Source organism: Brevibacillus sp. FSL K6-6036 (assembly GCF_037964015.1).
Classification (GTDB): domain Bacteria; phylum Bacillota; class Bacilli; order Brevibacillales; family Brevibacillaceae; genus Brevibacillus; species Brevibacillus borstelensis.
The window spans coordinates 1,675,709-1,692,476 of record NZ_CP150173.1 but is presented as its reverse complement, the minus strand read 5'-3'; the positions used below and the strand labels follow the sequence as shown (position 1 = coordinate 1,692,476).

The 16,768-nt window shown below is 53.1% G+C and carries 12 protein-coding genes and 1 other annotated feature; of the genes, 1 reads left to right on the top strand and 11 read right to left on the bottom strand.

All coding sequences use genetic code 11. The annotated features are described in order from the left end of the window. Positions 1-153: 153 nt before the first annotated feature. From NST37_RS08415 to NST37_RS08380, 8 genes are all read right to left on the bottom strand, one after another. Complete coding sequence (locus tag NST37_RS08415; RefSeq protein ID WP_031932364.1) at positions 154-1,368, bottom strand: hypothetical protein; 1,215 nt, start codon at positions 1,366-1,368, stop codon at positions 154-156. Positions 1,369-1,450: 82 nt separating this feature from the next. Next, entirely contained in the window at positions 1,451-2,443 is a 993-nt protein-coding gene (locus tag NST37_RS08410; RefSeq protein WP_031932363.1) for a ketoacyl-ACP synthase III, read from the bottom strand. Between the two features lie 137 nt (positions 2,444-2,580). Next, a complete protein-coding gene (gene murC, locus NST37_RS08405; RefSeq protein WP_003387626.1) occupies positions 2,581-3,963 on the bottom strand; it encodes a UDP-N-acetylmuramate--L-alanine ligase in 1,383 nt (460 codons plus the stop codon). Position 3,964: 1 nt separating this feature from the next. Next, positions 3,965-5,335 carry a folylpolyglutamate synthase/dihydrofolate synthase family protein gene (locus NST37_RS08400; protein ID WP_003387628.1) on the bottom strand — a complete coding sequence of 457 codons (1,371 nt, stop codon included), beginning with the start codon at positions 5,333-5,335 and terminating at the stop codon, positions 3,965-3,967. A gap of 43 nt (positions 5,336-5,378) precedes the next feature. Further along, positions 5,379-8,054, bottom strand: a complete 2,676-nt coding sequence (locus NST37_RS08395; protein ID WP_003387629.1) for a valine--tRNA ligase — start codon at positions 8,052-8,054, stop codon at positions 5,379-5,381. 38 nt (positions 8,055-8,092) lie between these two features. After that, positions 8,093-8,346 (bottom strand) — a binding site (T-box leader). A gap of 70 nt (positions 8,347-8,416) precedes the next feature. Next, entirely contained in the window at positions 8,417-8,722 is a 306-nt protein-coding gene (locus tag NST37_RS08390) for an STAS domain-containing protein (protein ID WP_003387630.1), read from the bottom strand. Between the two features lie 95 nt (positions 8,723-8,817). Next, positions 8,818-10,047, bottom strand: a complete 1,230-nt coding sequence (locus NST37_RS08385) for an ATP-binding protein (protein WP_024983982.1) — start codon at positions 10,045-10,047, stop codon at positions 8,818-8,820. Next, the gene (locus NST37_RS08380; RefSeq protein ID WP_003387632.1) at positions 10,044-12,149 is read right to left on the bottom strand and encodes a PP2C family protein-serine/threonine phosphatase; all 2,106 of its coding nucleotides are present in this window, start codon (positions 12,147-12,149) and stop codon (positions 10,044-10,046) included. The genes NST37_RS08385 and NST37_RS08380 overlap by 4 nt, the downstream gene beginning before the upstream one ends. Positions 12,150-12,335: 186 nt before the next feature. On the opposite strand from NST37_RS08380, the gene NST37_RS08375 reads away from it, so the two are divergent. Continuing rightward, on the top strand, positions 12,336-12,515 hold the full coding sequence (locus NST37_RS08375; RefSeq protein ID WP_003387633.1) for a hypothetical protein: 180 nt from the start codon (positions 12,336-12,338) through the stop codon (positions 12,513-12,515). Positions 12,516-12,569: 54 nt separating this feature from the next. On the opposite strand, the gene NST37_RS08370 is transcribed toward NST37_RS08375, so the two are convergent. From NST37_RS08370 to NST37_RS08360, 3 genes are read right to left on the bottom strand one after another with little or no spacing between them, the layout of a single operon-like run. Further along, complete coding sequence (locus NST37_RS08370; protein ID WP_003387634.1) at positions 12,570-13,565, bottom strand: hypothetical protein; 996 nt, start codon at positions 13,563-13,565, stop codon at positions 12,570-12,572. Further along, complete coding sequence (locus NST37_RS08365) at positions 13,562-14,551, bottom strand: hypothetical protein (protein WP_003387636.1); 990 nt, start codon at positions 14,549-14,551, stop codon at positions 13,562-13,564. The genes NST37_RS08370 and NST37_RS08365 overlap by 4 nt, the downstream gene beginning before the upstream one ends. Positions 14,552-14,564: 13 nt before the next feature. Then, positions 14,565-16,415: a LysM peptidoglycan-binding domain-containing protein gene (locus tag NST37_RS08360; RefSeq protein ID WP_339186568.1), complete on the bottom strand. Its 1,851-nt coding sequence runs from the start codon at positions 16,413-16,415 to the stop codon at positions 14,565-14,567. Positions 16,416-16,768 lie beyond the last annotated feature (353 nt).

The following is a 16,768-nucleotide window of genomic DNA, read 5'->3' as shown; positions in this document are numbered from 1 at the left end:
TACTTACTGTATAAAAAGAAAAGACTTCCAGCAAGAATATATGCCGCAAGTCCCGTGTCCATTTGTCTATCTTTTGATGTTTTATGTCGGAGCAATAATCTGCCGCAAAGGGAGCGTCATGAGGCGTATGAGCGATAAGCAGGCTTCGTTAGGCTAGCTGTTTTTTTGAAGCTGGGCTACCCAGTCGGAATAGGATTCCCAGAAGGAGAGCACGCCAGTCTGTACTTGCCAGGCATATGATTCTGCGCTGGCCTGTTTCTTTGCCGCCGCTGCTTCTGCCATTTTCCCCTGTGCGGTCATCGCCTGATTAATCCCGTTCACCATGCCGTTGATCATGGGCTGCCATTGCTCAGAGGACTGCAGCAATCGACTCTCCTCCAAAAACTGACGGTGCTGCTCTTTTAGCTGAGCCTCCTCTTCCTTTGACAAAGGCGGCTGGGCCGTGCTGACAACCGCACCGGATTGAAGAGACAGAGTCTTGGCTATTTTCCATCCGTTCTGCAAAAACCCGTTTACATCCGGCAGCTTCTCGCCAGTTGTCGCCGCTTGCAGGGAGACTGCCTTGTCAATTCCCGGGAAGGTCATTTCCTTTACATACACATCGATGCCCTTTTGCTTCAATATGCTGGCAAAGCCCAGTACAGCATCCCTGTTGGGAGAACCTGCTGCAAACAAGTACTGCTTATCGCTCCCCTTGTACAGAAGATGCGGAAGTCCCGCATCCTTGAGCGGCATGACTACGTCCTCTCTTGGCACGTTAGGCTGAAATGCACCGGCCTGAGCGACAAACAGCTTTTCATCGGGCAGCTTCAATTTTACCTCTTGTCCCGGGGCCTGTGTCTGGGATGAGACGGGCTTCGTCAAAGCTGCTCCCGGGTCTGTCGCTGATTTCGGCTCCGGCTCCTGTGCAGTCAATGTATGAACGGTATCGCTCAAAACGGCTTGGTACGATTGCGTTACCTGCTCCTGGTTGAATACAGTCAAAACCAGCAAGCCAAACAGCAAGCCGATGGCTACTGCTCCTCCTGTGCTCAGCAAGGTTTTCGCCCACCCTTGATCACGCACCCAATCTGGCACAATGATGGGCCTTCTGCCACCTGGAGTGTGGTGCTCATTTCCACCTTCATCCACTGGCAGAATCACGTCTTGTCGCGGCTCTTTCGGCTCCGTCTGCGACGTGGCGCGAAGCTGGGCCAGCCGTGACCAAGCATCCTCGTTTCGGACCGGCTTTGCCACAGGCGCCTGGCTTTGAACCGAATTCCAACGCATCGGCTGCTCTGCTTTTTTCTCCTTTTCCGCTCTCTTTCCGTTCCACCGCTCCCCGTTCAGCCTCACCGTAACCTTGCTCTTGTCTCTTTCCCCGTTCACGATAAACGCCTCCTCCACCCAGGCTACTTTGTATCAGCATACGTCTGGGAGGGACAGGTTATGACTCTCGGGGCGGACGTGTTTACGGGTTCCAGGAAAGCAGCAGCCCGGCGTGCACCAGCCCTCCGCCGAAGCCGTACAGCAAAAGCGTATCTCCCGGTTTCACCCGCCCGTCCCGGATGCCCAGATGCAAGGCTAGCGGGATCGTTGCTGCAGAAGTATTGCCATAATATTTCAGGCTGTAGAGCGTCTTTTCCATCGGAAACCCGCTCTTCTCACAAATCGACTCGATCATCCGCAAATTGGCACTGTGCGGGATAAACCAATCCACATCATCCAGGCTTTTGCCTGCCTTCTCCACGACAGCCTGCATTCCTTTGGGAACGGTGGTTACGGCCCATTTGTACACCTCTCTGCCGTTTTGCACGATCAAGCCGTTCCCGGCAAGCTCGTGGTCACCCATCCGGCTAGACAGTCCTGATCGATAGACGTGAATGCCCCCTTCTCCTTTTGCCCCCACGTTTGCGGAGAGGAACGAACCGTGGCCCGGGGCCGCTTCCACCAGCATAGCGCCCGCACCATCCCCAAACAGAATGCAGGTGGTGCGATCCGTGTAGTCTGTAACTTTCGACATCGTTTCTGCTGCCACGACAAGGATGCGGCGGTGCAAACCCGCGCTGATCATGCCATCAGCCAGATGCAGGGCATAAGTAAACCCGGCACATGTCGCATTCAGGTCGAGCGCTCCCGCATGAGTCATCCCGAAATGAGCCTGCAGTTTGCTCGCTACACTGGGAAACGGATAATCCGGCGTCGTCGTCGACACCAGGACCAGATCGACATCGGAGACGTCCTTGCCCCAGGTCTGCATCAGGTTTTCTACCGCAGCAATCGCCAAATCGCTCGTGTATTGATCTTCCGCTGCAATTCTTCGCTCATGGATTCCTGTGCGCTGCACAATCCATTCATTGGATGTATCCACCATTTCCTCCAGATCGGAATTGGTCATAATCCGCTGAGGCACATACGTCCCGATTGCCGTTATTCTCGCTGAGGATTTTCTTTCCAAAGACATATTGCAGCCACCCCTTTATCACTTAGTATTAGTACCTGGTACTAATTATATGGATTTTTGCTCCTTTTGACAAGAAAAAAAGCCCGGACTGTCGTCCAGGCTCCCATGAATATCTGTCTTGCTTTCATTTGCACGCGTTATTTCACCAGTTTTTCCGCCAGCCAGTGCGCCGATTTCCAGATGTCCCCGGCTCCCATTGTCAGCACGAGGTCGCCCGGTTTGAGCGATCGCGCGAGATGATCCTGCACGAGCTCCTTGGTCGGAATGTACTGGGCGCGCGGATGGCTGTTGGTGCGGATTTTTTCAACCAGCACCTCTGCCGTGACGCCTTCGATCCGCGCTTCTCCCGCAGGTGAATAGATGTCTGTAATAATGACTTCATCTGCTTCCCCGAAGGCTTTGCTAAACTCATCCATCAAAAAGTACGTTCGGGTATAGCGCTGCGGCTGAAACACCGCAATTACGCGACGGCCCGATGCCCGCGCGCCATTCAAGGTCGCCATAATCTCTGTCGGATGATGGGCGTAGTCATCTACCACCAAAATGTCCTGTGCATCCCCGATGATCTGGAAACGCCTTTTGGCTCCGCTGAATGAGGTAAAGGCGGCTGCGATCTGTTCAAACGCAAGACCAGCCTCGAGGCATACGACAACTGCCGCCAATGCGTTGGCGATGTTGTGTTTACCCGGCACAAACAGCACGAGCTCTCCCAGCAAGACATCCTTGCGGTAAATTTTGCAGTTGGTCCGCCTGTCTCCGCAAACGATCTCCCTGGCACTGAAATCTGCCTGATCCACATATGCAGGCTGAATGGAGTACGTGATTGCCTCTCCCGTCATGTCTGCCATCAGTTCCCGGATATGCGGGTCATCCAAACAGAGGACAGCCTTTCCTCCCGGCTTCAAGTGGCTCAGGAATTTGGCATAGGCACGCTTCAGGTTGGCAAAATCGCCGTCAAAATGCTCCAGATGATCCGGTTCGATATTGGTTACAACTTCATAAACCGGCCGGTATTCCAGAAATGAGCCATCGCTTTCATCGGCTTCGGCAATGACGAGGTCGCTTTTGCCTGCTTTCGCGTTGGTTCCTGCGCTCATCAGCTCGCCGCCAATGATGAACGTCGGATCAACACCGCATTCCTCGAGCACATGGGCAATCATCGAGGTCGTCGTCGTTTTACCGTGTGCGCCAGCTACAGCCACACCCGTACGCTCATTCAAAATACTGGCCAGCATTTGGGAACGGTGCAAAACCGGAATCCCTCTTTCCGCCGCCGCAACCACCTCCGGATTGTCCGGGGAGATGCTGGTGGAATATACAACCTTATCGCATCCTGCAACGTGACTGGCGTCGTGTCCAATATGCACGACAGCCCCACGCTGTACTAGTTTTTTGGCCAAGTCGTTCATTGCGACATCGGAGCCGGTTACCTTGTAGCCAAGGTCGATCAAGACGCGGGCGATGGCGCTCATGCCATATCCGCCTATGCCCACAAAGTGGACGTGTTGGGCCTGATCCACCCTATTCACCTGCCTCTTCTACAGTAGTGGGAAAGAATGTGCGCACTTGGGCGATGAAATAGAGCGAACCGCAGACAACCAACCAGTCGTCGCCGTTTGCTGCTCGGTTGTCCTTCACCCAAGAAGCGAGAAACTGGCGCCAATCGGAGACAATATCCAAGCGTGCAGCTTCCCAGCCTCCCGCAAGAAATGCCTCTTGCAATTGACCAGTCTCCGCGGCGCGGGGGAAGTCAAACTTCGTCAGTCGAACGGTTTCTACGTTTGTCTGCAATCCTCTCAGCGCTTCGGCCATCCTTTTCAGCGGCTTATCCGCCAACCCGGAGAACAGCAAATGCAGCCGGGTATTTGGCGTCGTCAACCGGTTCAAGCTGGCAACCAGCGCCTCGATTCCTTCCTGATTGTGAGCCCCATCCAACATGACCATTGGTCTTGGCGAGACTACCTCTAGACGCCCAGGCCAGCGAGTTTGTTGCAGTCCGCGCACAATTTCTTCTTCCTCCAGGAGATAAGACAGGTAATTGCGCAGAACGTCGATGGTCATCAGCGATACCGCGGCGTTTTCTGCCTGATGGGGGCCATTCATTGCCAGCCGGTATTCTGACTCGGCCCGCCGGAAAATGCTCCGGTAGCGGATCTGTTGTTCACCGATCCGCTCCTGCAGCTGCTCTGCATCAAAATGGGAACCGATGCGATACAGCGTACTTCGCGACCTGTCTGCGGCCTCCTGCAGGACCGCGAGCACTTCTGCCCGCCTTTCACCAGTGATGACGGGTACCCCCGGCTTGATGATCCCCGCCTTTTCCCGGGCAATCTCGGGAAGGCTGTTTCCGAGTACGTCCATGTGATCCATGCCTATGTTCGTAATGACGGTTGCGATCGGGAAAACGACATTGGTCGAGTCCAGTCGTCCGCCCAAGCCCGTTTCCCAGACCACGACTGCCGGTCTTGTCACGTTGGCAAAATAGAGGATGGCAATGAGTGTAATCACTTCAAATTCGGTAGGAGAGCCAAATCCTGATTCTGCTTCGCAGCGCTCCACAAGAACCCTTGCCTGTTCCACCAATTCGACCAAATCGGCTTGCGGAATCATCGCCCCGTTGTATCGAATCCTTTCCCGGAAATCGATCAGGTACGGGGAAGTGAACATCCCTACACTGTATCCGGCCTCCATCAGCATATGGCTCAGATAAGAGCAGGTAGAGCCTTTCCCGTTCGTACCGGCGACGTGAATAAAAGCAAGCCGTCTCTCGGGATTCCCCAATTGCCCCAGCATCCACTGCATTCTTTCCAGTCCCGGCTTTTGGCCAAACCGAAGCAGTCCGTGCAGCCAGTCTAGCGCTTTTGTGTATCCTTCCAATCCTTCAGCATTCATGCCGCATTGCTCCATTCTCAAAAATATGCGAAGGTACGGCGGTTCATTCGCCTTTTAGCTCAGATAGGCGGGCCATTACTTTCTCGCGTTTTTCCATGTAACCGGCCATCTTCGCCCGTTCCTCTTCGACTACTTTTTCCGGAGCCTTAGCCATGAAGCCCGGATTGTTCAGCTTTTTCTCGATTCGCTCGACTTCTCCGTGCAGCGTCGCCAGTTCTTTTTCCAGACGCTTCACTTCTTGGTCCAGATCAATCAATCCCGCCAGCGGCAAGAAAAGCTCCGCGCCTGACACGACTGCGGACATCGCTTTGTCCGGTGTCTTCAGCTGCTCGCTGATCTCCAGGCGCTCCGGATTGCAGAAACGGACCAGGTACTCTTCACCGCGTTGGAGACGTTCCAGCGTGAGAGAATCGCCCGGCTTGATCAAGAGCTCGATTTTCTTGGACATCGGCACATTCACTTCGGCCCGGATGTTGCGGACACTGCGAATGACTTCCACGAGCAGATTCATTTCTGCCTCTGCGTCCGGGAAAATCAATTGCTCATTTACTGTCGGCCAGGCTGCAACCGTGATGCTTTCTCCCTGATGCGGCAGTGCTTGCCAAATTTCCTCGGTCATGTAAGGCATGAACGGATGCAAGAGACGCAAGGTCTGATCGAGTACAGTGACCAGGACGGATTGGGTCGTCTTTTTCGCTGCCTCGTCATTGCCGTACAGCGGCAGCTTCGCCATTTCGATGTACCAGTCGCAAAGGTCATCCCAGATGAAGTTGTACAGGACGCGGCCAGCTTCGCCGAATTCAAACGCATCCATGAGACGGGTAACGTCTTTGATCGTCGCCTGCAGGCGGGACAGAACCCATTTGTCCGGTGTGGACAGGTTTCCACTAAGATCGATGTCCTCGTAGCCAAACCCTGTCAGATTCATCAAAGCAAAGCGGGACGCATTCCAAATCTTGTTGGCGAAGTTGCGGTTCGCCTCTACTTTTTCCCAGTAGAAACGCTGGTCGTTACCCGGCGAATTTCCCGTTGCGAGCGTAAAGCGCAGGGCGTCCGCTCCGTACTTCTCGATTACTTCCATCGGGTCAACCCCGTTGCCCAGCGACTTGGACATTTTCCGTCCTTCGGAGTCCCGAATAATGCCGTGAATCAAAACGGTGTCAAACGGATTTTTACCGGTAAATTCGAGTCCGCTGAAAATCATCCGCGCTACCCAGAAGAAGATGATATCGTAGCCGGTAACCAGTACATTGGTCGGATAGAAGTACTTCATATCCTCTGTCTCTTCCGGCCAGCCCAGCGTCGAGAATGGCCAGAGCGCCGAGGAGAACCAGGTGTCGAGAACGTCCTGATCCTGCACTAGCTGATGGCTGTGGCAGTGCGGGCACTCACCTGCATCTTCGCGGGAAACGATGGTCTCGCCGCAATCCTGGCAGTACCAGGCCGGAATCCGGTGGCCCCACCAGAGCTGGCGGGAGATGCACCAATCGCGGATATTCTCGATCCAGCGCAGGTAGTTTGTCTTGAAGCGCTCCGGCACGAATTTGACACTGTCCTCGCTGTACGCGTTGGCAATCGCCGCATCTGCCAGGGGCTGCATTTTGACAAACCACTGGGTGGACAGATACGGTTCAACCACGGCATCGCTGCGTTCACTGTGTCCAACCTGATGGATGTGCTCCTCGATCTTGAACATGACGCCTTGTTCGGTCAAGTCCTTGATGATTTGCTTGCGGCACTCAAAACGGTCCAGCCCTTTATAGCCAGCCGCATTTTCGTTCATCGTCCCTGATTCGTCCATGACGACGATTTGCGGAAGCTGATGTCTTTGACCGAGCTCAAAGTCGTTCGGGTCATGGGCCGGTGTAATTTTTACGGCACCGGAACCAAACTCAGGGTCTACATAGTCATCTGCCACGATCGGAATTTCCCGGCCAACGATCGGCAGAATGACGGTTTTGCCGATCAGATGCTTGTAACGCTCGTCTTCGGGATGAACGGCTACTGCCGTATCACCAAGCATGGTTTCCGGACGCGTCGTCGCCACTTCGATGTAGCCGCTTCCGTCTGCCAATGGGTAGCGCATGTGATGCAGGGCGCCCTTTACTTCTTTATAGATGACCTCGATATCGGACAGGGCCGTGCGGGCAGCAGGGTCCCAGTTGATAATCCGATTGCCGCGGTAAATGAGTCCTTTTTCATACAGACGTACAAATACCTCGCGAACGGCACGGGAAAGTCCTTCGTCCATCGTAAAGCGCTCGCGCGAGTAATCAAGGGCAAGACCGAGCTTTTCCCACTGCTCGCGAATATGCTCGGCGTAGATGTGCTTCCATTCCCACACCTTCTCGAGGAATTTTTCACGTCCCAGATCGTGACGGGAGATGCCTTCCTCGCGCAGCGTCGCTTCTACACGAGCTTGCGTCGCGATACCGGCGTGGTCCATTCCCGGCAAAAACAGCGCACTGTATCCCTGCATGCGCTTGGTTCGGGTGATGATGTCCTGCAGTGTCGTGTCCAGGGCATGGCCCAGGTGCAGCTTTCCCGTTACGTTTGGCGGCGGGATAACGATTGTAAACGGACGTTTCTGGGGGTCTCTCTCTGCTTTGAAAAAGCCTTTTTCGATCCAGTACGGATACCATTTGGATTCGGCTGCCTTTGGATCGTAGTTTTTCGGCAGCAGCTGATCAATGTCATTGGTCGCTTGTTGATTCGACATGGCAATGCCTCCTTAAGAAAATAAAAAAACCTTCCATCCCAAAGGACGAAAGGATTGTTTCGCGGTACCACCTTTGTTAATGCAAGCCTTCGCATCCATTGCCGAAGTGCCGCATTCACTCTGACAAGATAACGGTTGTTAGCCGGTCGCGGCTACAGCACAAAATATGTGCATTCACCGAAACAACTCCCGGGCGACCTTCGACCAATCCCTTCCTTAGAGAATCTCGCAGCTACTGATTCTCCTCTCTGCCAAGGCGTCCTGGTCTACTCTTCCCGTTCACAGCAATCACTTTGTTTCATTTCATGTCAATCGTATTATATACAATCCAGGTGCAGCCCGTCAAACCCGGTTTCACCTGGCTAATTCACGGTGATTCCGAGCGCTTCCGCAAATCCAAGGACGTGCAGGATGTCCATTATTTCTTCGCGTACATTGATGATCTCTACCCGCTTTCCCAAAGCGAGCAAATCTTTCGTCGTAAAAAACAGATTGCCGATGCCGGAAGAATCGACGAACGTCACATCCCGAAAATCAACCGTAACCGAGCCGTTTCTTTCTCCGTATTCGCGCAATAGATTGCCGACCTTGTCGCCTACAGCCATGTCCAATTCACCGGCAAAGTAAAGGGTAGCCTGTCCGTTCGTTTCTGTTGCCTGGAAGTCCATGCACACATACTCCTCTCACGCTTTCATTCTTTATTTATGTAACGAATTACCCCGTTATCAAGTTACCCAAGTTTTTCTATTTCCAAACATCGGAATTAACCGATCATACACTCTAAAATCAACCTCGTACCAGATGGAGAGGTGCCCAGACATACCCGGTCGCAAAACTGGAGCATGGCGTGAAAGCCAACCCCCAGCGAATGCTTGCTCGAGTAGCCTTGTCGCAGTGTCGCTCTCGGCAGCTCCTCCAGGAGAATTCCGTTCCCGTGATCATGTACAATGACACGTACTGTATTTTCCGCAGATGCGAGGTGGATGGTCACGGTCCCGCCGGTGCCATGCTTCAACGTATTCGTCGCCGCTTCATTGACAGCCACGACATACTGGAACTTCCGCTTTTCCTCTACCTGGAGCGCATCCATGATCCGCCTGCACTCCGTTCTGAGGAATGCCAGGTCTTCCGCCGACTGGATCAACACCGTTGCCAGCTTCAGTCCGTCTTCGGCCAGTACCGTCAACTCCGCATCTGTCAATAAAACAAGCTTGTCCTGGGTGACTGCCCCCAAGACCTGCTTGTACATGTCCCATTCTTTTTGCTGGCGCCGACGCTCTTCGGCAATGGCCTCTGTCACATCGATCAACGCCAGTCCACAGGTCTGATCCGGCAGAGGGGAGGCATACATTTCGTACATCTTGCTGCCATCGGACGAGACCAGCTGCTCCCTTACAGAAGTGCCGCTCTTTATGGCCTCTAGAGCTACTCGCCTCATGTCCCCTTCCATCAATTCTTCTGTCCGCTGGGCTCCAATCGGTCTTATGTCTCCATTCTCCATTACGTACAAGTAAATGCTCTGCACCTGACGCAAGATAGAGAGCTTTTGCAGCTCTTCCTTGATGAGGCGGTGCCGTTCATCCTCTGGCTCTTTCAACTCGGCCAGCATGTCTGTCGGTTGCTTTTCCGCACTATGATGCCATTGCAGGAATTCCTCCATGAGCAATCGCCCCAAAACCTCTTCCCGGCGAAGCACTTTTTCGATATCCAGCACATAGTAGGGAACATCGTGAATTCCTTGGAAAGCGTTCCCAATAATCCGGAAGTCGGACGCCAATTCTACTTCGACCCGATCTGACAGCTTTTGTTCATGACAGAACAGACCGATTGCGGTCCGGCAGATAGCGCGGAGTTCAGCCGATGCGACTTCGCCGGAATCCAGCTTCACCCTGACTGTGCGGGCAGGTATCACTTTTTGTCCTGCTCCTGCCCGCAATGCAGCTAGACAGTTCTGACACGCAGGATTCTGCGGGCACTCCTCACACAACATCATCGTTTCCTTTCCTCCTGTTCCGTACCTGATTGAAACCGCAGGATTAACAGGGATATATCATCGGACTGCAGACCCTCTTTCGTCCTCGCCCAGACATAGTTCTCCACCAACGCAATACTGTCGGTTTCACCCGACCGCTTTTCCTCGCTTAGCAAGCTCGAAAATCCTTTCAACCACGTTTGCAAGCATTGCTGGGAGTCTTTTCTGCTCATCTCCAGCAAACCGTCTGTATAGGCTAGCAGCATGCCGTCTTGGTCCAGGGGTACTTCGTCTGAAACGTAGACGCTATTCGGGAGCAACCCCAGACCCAGGCCGCCGCTGCATGGAAGGAGCCTTGCCCCGGAGCCGTCCAATATGAACGGCTGCGGGTGCCCGGCACGACTGATCGATAATGTGTGGTCTACCGAATCGTAGACTGCGATCAGCATCGTAATAAACGAGCGTGTTTTGCTCAAATCTTCGTAGAGCAATTTGTTCAGTTGATGCAAAATCAGTTCAGGTTTCCAATAGGTTTGCGTCACGGCCCGGACAGCGCTGCGGATTCCTGTCGTCATCAGGCTGGCTGGCAGGCCGTGGCCCGAAACGTCGGCCACCACAAAGCAAGTAAAGCGCTCATCGAGCATCAGGTAGTCCACATAATCTCCGCCCACATAGGTATAAGGGAGGAACACAGCCTTGGCTTGAAGACCGGGCAGGACAAGCCGTTCTCGGGGAATCAGCAAAAACTGGATTTTTTGCGCCAGTTCCATCTCCTGCTCCATCAAGCGCAGCTCCAGCAGCTGATTTTCCTGCAAGCATCTGAGGATCAGTCCGCGCACGTTTACGACCAGCAATTGAAAAAAGGATTGCTCCAGTTCAAGTTCTTCCACGCTCTCTGTAGTGCTTTTCGCCAGCATGACTACATACCTGGGTGCCAGCGGCGTATCCCTCTGTTCATCTACCACAATTTGTTCCGATATGTCTCTCTGGATATAGGGATGGTTGGGATCTCCCCTGACCACTTCATAATAAACTACACCTTCCTGCGATTCCAGAGAAATGCGCAAGTAAACGAGGTTGTCCATTTTGGAAAACCAGGCATCCACCAGCTCTTCGATCACCTGCTGCAGATTTTCATAGCTGACCTCGCGCAAGCTTTGTTCATTGCTAGCCAGCAAAATTTTTTCATAGGTTTGCTTGATGGCAAGGATTTGCGAGAGTTGATCATTCTTTCGTTGAATCTGATCCATATGTTCGGTAAATTTTTTCTCCAGACTGCTTGCTGTGTCCATCATCTGACGGACCAAGGATTGATTCCAACCTTTTGTCAGGAATAATCTGAAAACAGTGATAAGGGCACCAATTCCAATCCCGATTATATGGATGCGGGAATCGGGCCAGGTAAACATCGCGACTACCTCTACAAACAGCAATACCTGCATGGAATTCGAGTCAAGAAAGCTGAACCTCAACTGTTCATGCAAATAGCCATATTCGTTCATCAGTCGCCCTTTTGAAGGGTTGCGTGGAAAACGAATGTGAGCCCACAGCAAGATGCCAAGCGACAGTGAACCCATGATCATAAAAAGCGCCGTGGGCATGATCGGTTGAAACATGACAGCCACCGTAAACAGCAAAGTCGCAACCAACAATTTCGATTCTTTTTCTTGTTTACCGTGTACCAGCCCGTTTGCCAGAAAAACGGTTGTCCACGGAGCCAGCAGCAGAATGCCGCTCAGGATGTGCAGCAGGACAATCATCATACCCGCATCCTCTTGGTACAGCCATGAGCAAAGGGCCATCGCGCCGTAAACCGCTACAAATGCCATTGCATCCAGAATACTCTTCCACCGGTCATAGTAGATATGCGGCGCCAATGGGTACGCATGTATAGACATGAGAAAAAACAGGTAATACAGCATATCAAAGGGGAGGCTTAGTTGCTGGATGAGAATGTCGGGATGGTTTACCATCAGATGTGACAATCCCCAGGCGATCAAGCCGGCACCTTGTAAAAACGAAAGGTCGTACCAACGCTTTATCGATACCAATTGACGGGAGAGAAGCATGATGTATACGCCTGCCCCTATGCCGCTCGCGTAAAGCAACGCTTTCCATACCATTACGGATCACCTTTTTGCATTTGCATGTCTCTGCTACCCCTCTGCATTCTGTTCCCCGGTAAGGGCAGGTCCAAACGTCGGTTTTTTCATTATACAGCATCCGGCTCCGTTTCGAGCAGGGGGTTTCGAGAAAGCAGACACTGGCCTTTCGTCTTGTGCATATACTGGAGCTGAGAGGTGATCGCGATGTCTCGCTGGAAATACCACCCCACTTACTTGCGGATCAAATTCGGCTGCAGGCAAATTCTCCTTCCGTTGATTGTGTTTCAATTTATTCGCACGATATTCGTTCCTACATCCTTTGATGTCATCCTGCTGGGACTGCTGGCTATCCTGTACGTCGCCATTCTTCTTGAATGGCTCTGATAGCTGGTGCATGTACGCAAAAAAACGCCCCACCTGGTGAGACGTCTTTTGTGTCTAAAAAGCTTGCTGCACCCAGCGTTGCAGGCGTATCAAACGGTCCATATCCTTCTCCAGTCGTTTGACCGCGTACAATTCGCTCCACTCATTTTTCTCGCTGTAATAGGTACTGATATCTCGCATGATTCTTTCCGGATAAGTCAGAAAAGCGGCAAGCAAATTCGTTTCTTCCGGCCGCAGCGGAAAGATCTCTGAATAGTGCCGGTAAAGCTGACTGGCACCCGCCTCATCTCCGGCCAGGTAAAAATACGTCCGGTAGAACATGGCCAAGTCTCGGGTCGGGGTATCGAACACAGCCCGGTCAAAGTTCAGCATCCGTACTTTTCCGTTACGATCAGGCAAAAAGTGGGCTGGCTGTGGCGAACCGTGGATGAACGACAAGCGAAAATGAGCATGAGTCCGATGCCTTTCACGCCAGTCCCGCAGCAAGCCGATCGCACTTTGAGCCATCTCCTTGACGTAAGCGTGGTTGGCCAAAAAAACGACATCGAACGGGGAAGGATAGAGACGATGTCCTGCCGCCTCAGCCGCTCTTTCCGTCATATGCAGCATCGAGTCCCACCTGCGGAGCAAGGAATCGATCAATGGCTCCACTTGTCTCGGATCATCGAAACGAAAGTTCTGGGTCAGGTGATGAAGCTCTGCCAGGCGCTCTACAGCTGGCTTCGCCCAGGCTAACGGCTCTTCCTCCCACTTCTCTGCCCCCGGTTGCCAGGCGGTTAGATAATACGTATCTTCACCATGCAGAACATACGGTTCGTCGTATTTTGTATGAAAAAATGGGACAGCCCCATCCCACCCCTTTTGCTCCAGGTGACGGAGAACTCCGCTGACCAAATGCAAGCGCTGGGGAGCGGCTTGTGTCCTTTTGCAAATAAACGATCCATACGGAGTGATCGCTTTGTACACATTCGGGGCCTTCACCACGTCAACGGTCTGTGCGAACATGTCATATTCCTGAAACAGCGGAAAGATATCGTCAAAGCGACTCATGCTTTTGACTCACTCCTCGTTTCCTCGGCCCGTTCGGCTATATATTTCAAGAGCTGATCAACCATCTGCTGGCGGTTGACAGCCTGCTCGATTCGCGCCAAACGCGCCTCTCCCGGCTCGCGATACACCTCAATGCTAGACTGCACCATATGCGATATTTCCTCTGGATAGGCCATGAAAGCCAACAGGAGCGTGTAGTCGGTTTGACCAAGCGGCCGAATTTCCTCGTAACCACTTAAAAACGCTTCGATCAGTGACAAATCCTCGTGGCGGACAAACAGATCTCTCAGGTACCCGGCTGTATCCCGCTGAGCGACCGATAAAACCGGCTGGAAAAAACCGCGCAAAAACAGCTTGTCGTTTACCAGCCCCCAATTGTCCGGGCGCAAAGTGCCGTGGGAGACAAAGAGCTCTTTCTGATCGATCCTGGTACTCAAAAGCATGTCGGTGCAGCGCTCCATTCTCTCCAAAAGGGGCGGAAATAGCCAGCTATAAAAACGATGATCCCTGCCTGATTGTCTGCCGCGATAACGGAGAGATTCCCAAAAATCTTTTACCCTTCTCGTTGTCGCAGCCATTCTCGCCTGTTCTCGTTCCCAAAAATCGGCGGGGTGAAAGATACTGCCGTCCCGCTGGGATTCATGCATCATCGCAACGATCTTGCCGCATTGACGCATGGTATCCGTTCCCAGTGGTATCGATTCGATGCGGCGAAGATGATCTGTGAGCGTAATTCCGCGTTGGCCTACCACCAAATACGGCTTTGAATCCTTCGTCCGAATAAATCTCTCCAAATCGCGGAAACCTTGGCGAACCATTCGTTCACGCCATGCAAACGACCAACGCATGATGTCTACCCGTGGCCATATGCGCAGCTCTTTCGGACCGCGGTTTGTCTCCAACAGATGGCAATCGTTCAGCGGGGTGATGTGGATTACCCTTGCCCGATACCGTTGACACACTTCGGACAGATTGATTTTCTCCACGGCCCCCCGCTCCTCACTGTGGAATATAGAGTATTTGCCCGGCCACGATCTGGTCTGAACGCAGGTTGTTTACCTCCAGAATCCGAGACTGAGGAATGGCATAACGCTGACAGATCGTTTCCAGCGTCTCGTCGCGTTGAATGATGCACAACTTTAGCCGGCTTTGCTTTTCCTCTTTGCTGCGGACAAAGGAAGTGAGATTGTGCATCGTCTCGATCGAAGCCGAATCTGCTTCAAAGGAACCTTTTCGCGACGCCTGTGAAGAAGACTCTTCTTCCATTTTGGCCTCTTGCTGCACCCGGGTCGCTTGCGAAAAGATCGACGTGAGATTTACCTTGCCGCCTTCTTCACGCGCCGGTTTGCCCGATATCGCTACACGCACTTCCTTCTCTTCCACTGCCTCCTGAGGCTGCTGGGCAATGACCTCTACCGCCTCCTCGTCTGCTGTCTCCTGTGCTGCTGCTTCTACAGCGGCTTCATCCGCATCCGCTGTGGCCGGCTCAGCTTGCGCTTCCTCCCTGCTTTCATCGGAGACTCCCGTCGCGACGGTTTCTTCTTGCACAGCCTCCGGTTGGGTGCGAGGAGTCTCGGTCGACTGTGAGTCTGCCACCTCCCGCAACTCCAAAGGCGGTGCGGGCAGCGTCTCTTCGGATTGCTTTTCCGGTCGGGAATGAACCGGTTCAGCCGCCTGTGACTCTGCCACTTTGCCCACTTCCAAGGACGGCTCGGGAGCTATATCCCCGAATTTTCTTTCCGGTTGGAAGCGAACCGGTTGGGCCGCCTGCGACTCTGCCACCTTCCGCAGCTCCAAGGACGGCTCGGAAGCCGTTTCCTCGGATTGCCTCTCGACATGCGATACGAACTTCTTCTCGGGGGCCATCCCTTCGTAGAGCGCCGGATTCGCTTCAGGCTCATTCCATGACACCTGTTCGATAGAGGGGCTGCTATCGCGATCGGAGCCTTTTCCTTGTTCTTTGACCGTGAGCGCCTCGGTTACATCCCCAAATCCTAGACTTTCATTTTCTGTCCGGTTTGAAGTCCCCTTGTGCTGAGAAGCTTCAAACATCGCTGCAAACCCGCTCGGGCTTTGCTGTGCGGCTGGGGTCTGTTGCATCGCGTGGGTCTGTTGCATCGCGTGGGTCTGTTGCACCCCGTGGGTCTGTTGCACTGCGTGGGTCTGTTGCACTGCGTGAGTCTGCTGTGCTTCCTCCAGCGGGATTTGCCGATGCAATTCACTTTCCAGCTCCGCCAGCTTCCGCTCGATGTCCTCTAGCGAGATAGGCTGTGCAAGTTCTTCTGACTGATCTTGCGAAGCATGGGCAAATTGCCACTCTCCGCTAGAGGGAACTTCTCCATAGGAGACTGGTTCAGGATTGCCCGCAGGTTGTCCTGTCTGATAATTGGTCTCGGCAAACTTGATGCCCGCGATTTTCAGATCAGCCTCTATCATCACCTGATGGGGAGAATCAAGCTGGTAATCAAAGCTGTCGACAACTGCGTAAATATCCTCTATTTCAGCGATTCGATTCAAAGGAATCGTGATGTTTAGCGGAATCCTGTGGTGCAGTTGTTCCTCCTGGCCGTACAGCTGCCCGTCTGACCCGCCCGGCCGAAAAGGTGAAAAGGTCACCGCCTCAACCAAGGATTCCGTACCGCCTCCAGCTGTCTCAGAGGTGTCCTTGATCGGCTTGTATTTCCCGAATAATTGCAGGCAACCGGTGATGGAGATCGCTGACTCTGTTTCCAGCACCTCGACATTAGGAAACAACTCCAATTCTCTCCACTCGTCTATTCCGGCTTTATCCGATGAGAGGAAAATGGTTTCCTTGATGGCAAACGAAAGCAGTCCATCCTGTAGCGCCATCCGTGCTCCTCCTTTCAAGTGCAGGACATTTCTTTACACTATATGGGGCAGACGAGCCTTTTAGCACCGGAAAATTGGGTTTGGAAGAAGTCGCCTTGATTTTCAACCGAGAGTAGTAGGCAGTTACGTTGGAATACCCCCCCGTTTAAAGCTGCTGTAGCGGAGAGAAGCCTGTTTCCATTCTCCGCTCCGGTCTACGCTCCGCATGGAAGCGAACACTGTCCGCTCCGCAATGCTCCCGAGGGAATCGCAAAACGGCGCGCAGCTTTGAAGTGTAGTCATAGGTTGCGATTCTGTTTCCTCGGGATCATTGCGGAGCTGGGTGGGACTTCGCTAGTCGCTCCGACTGGAAA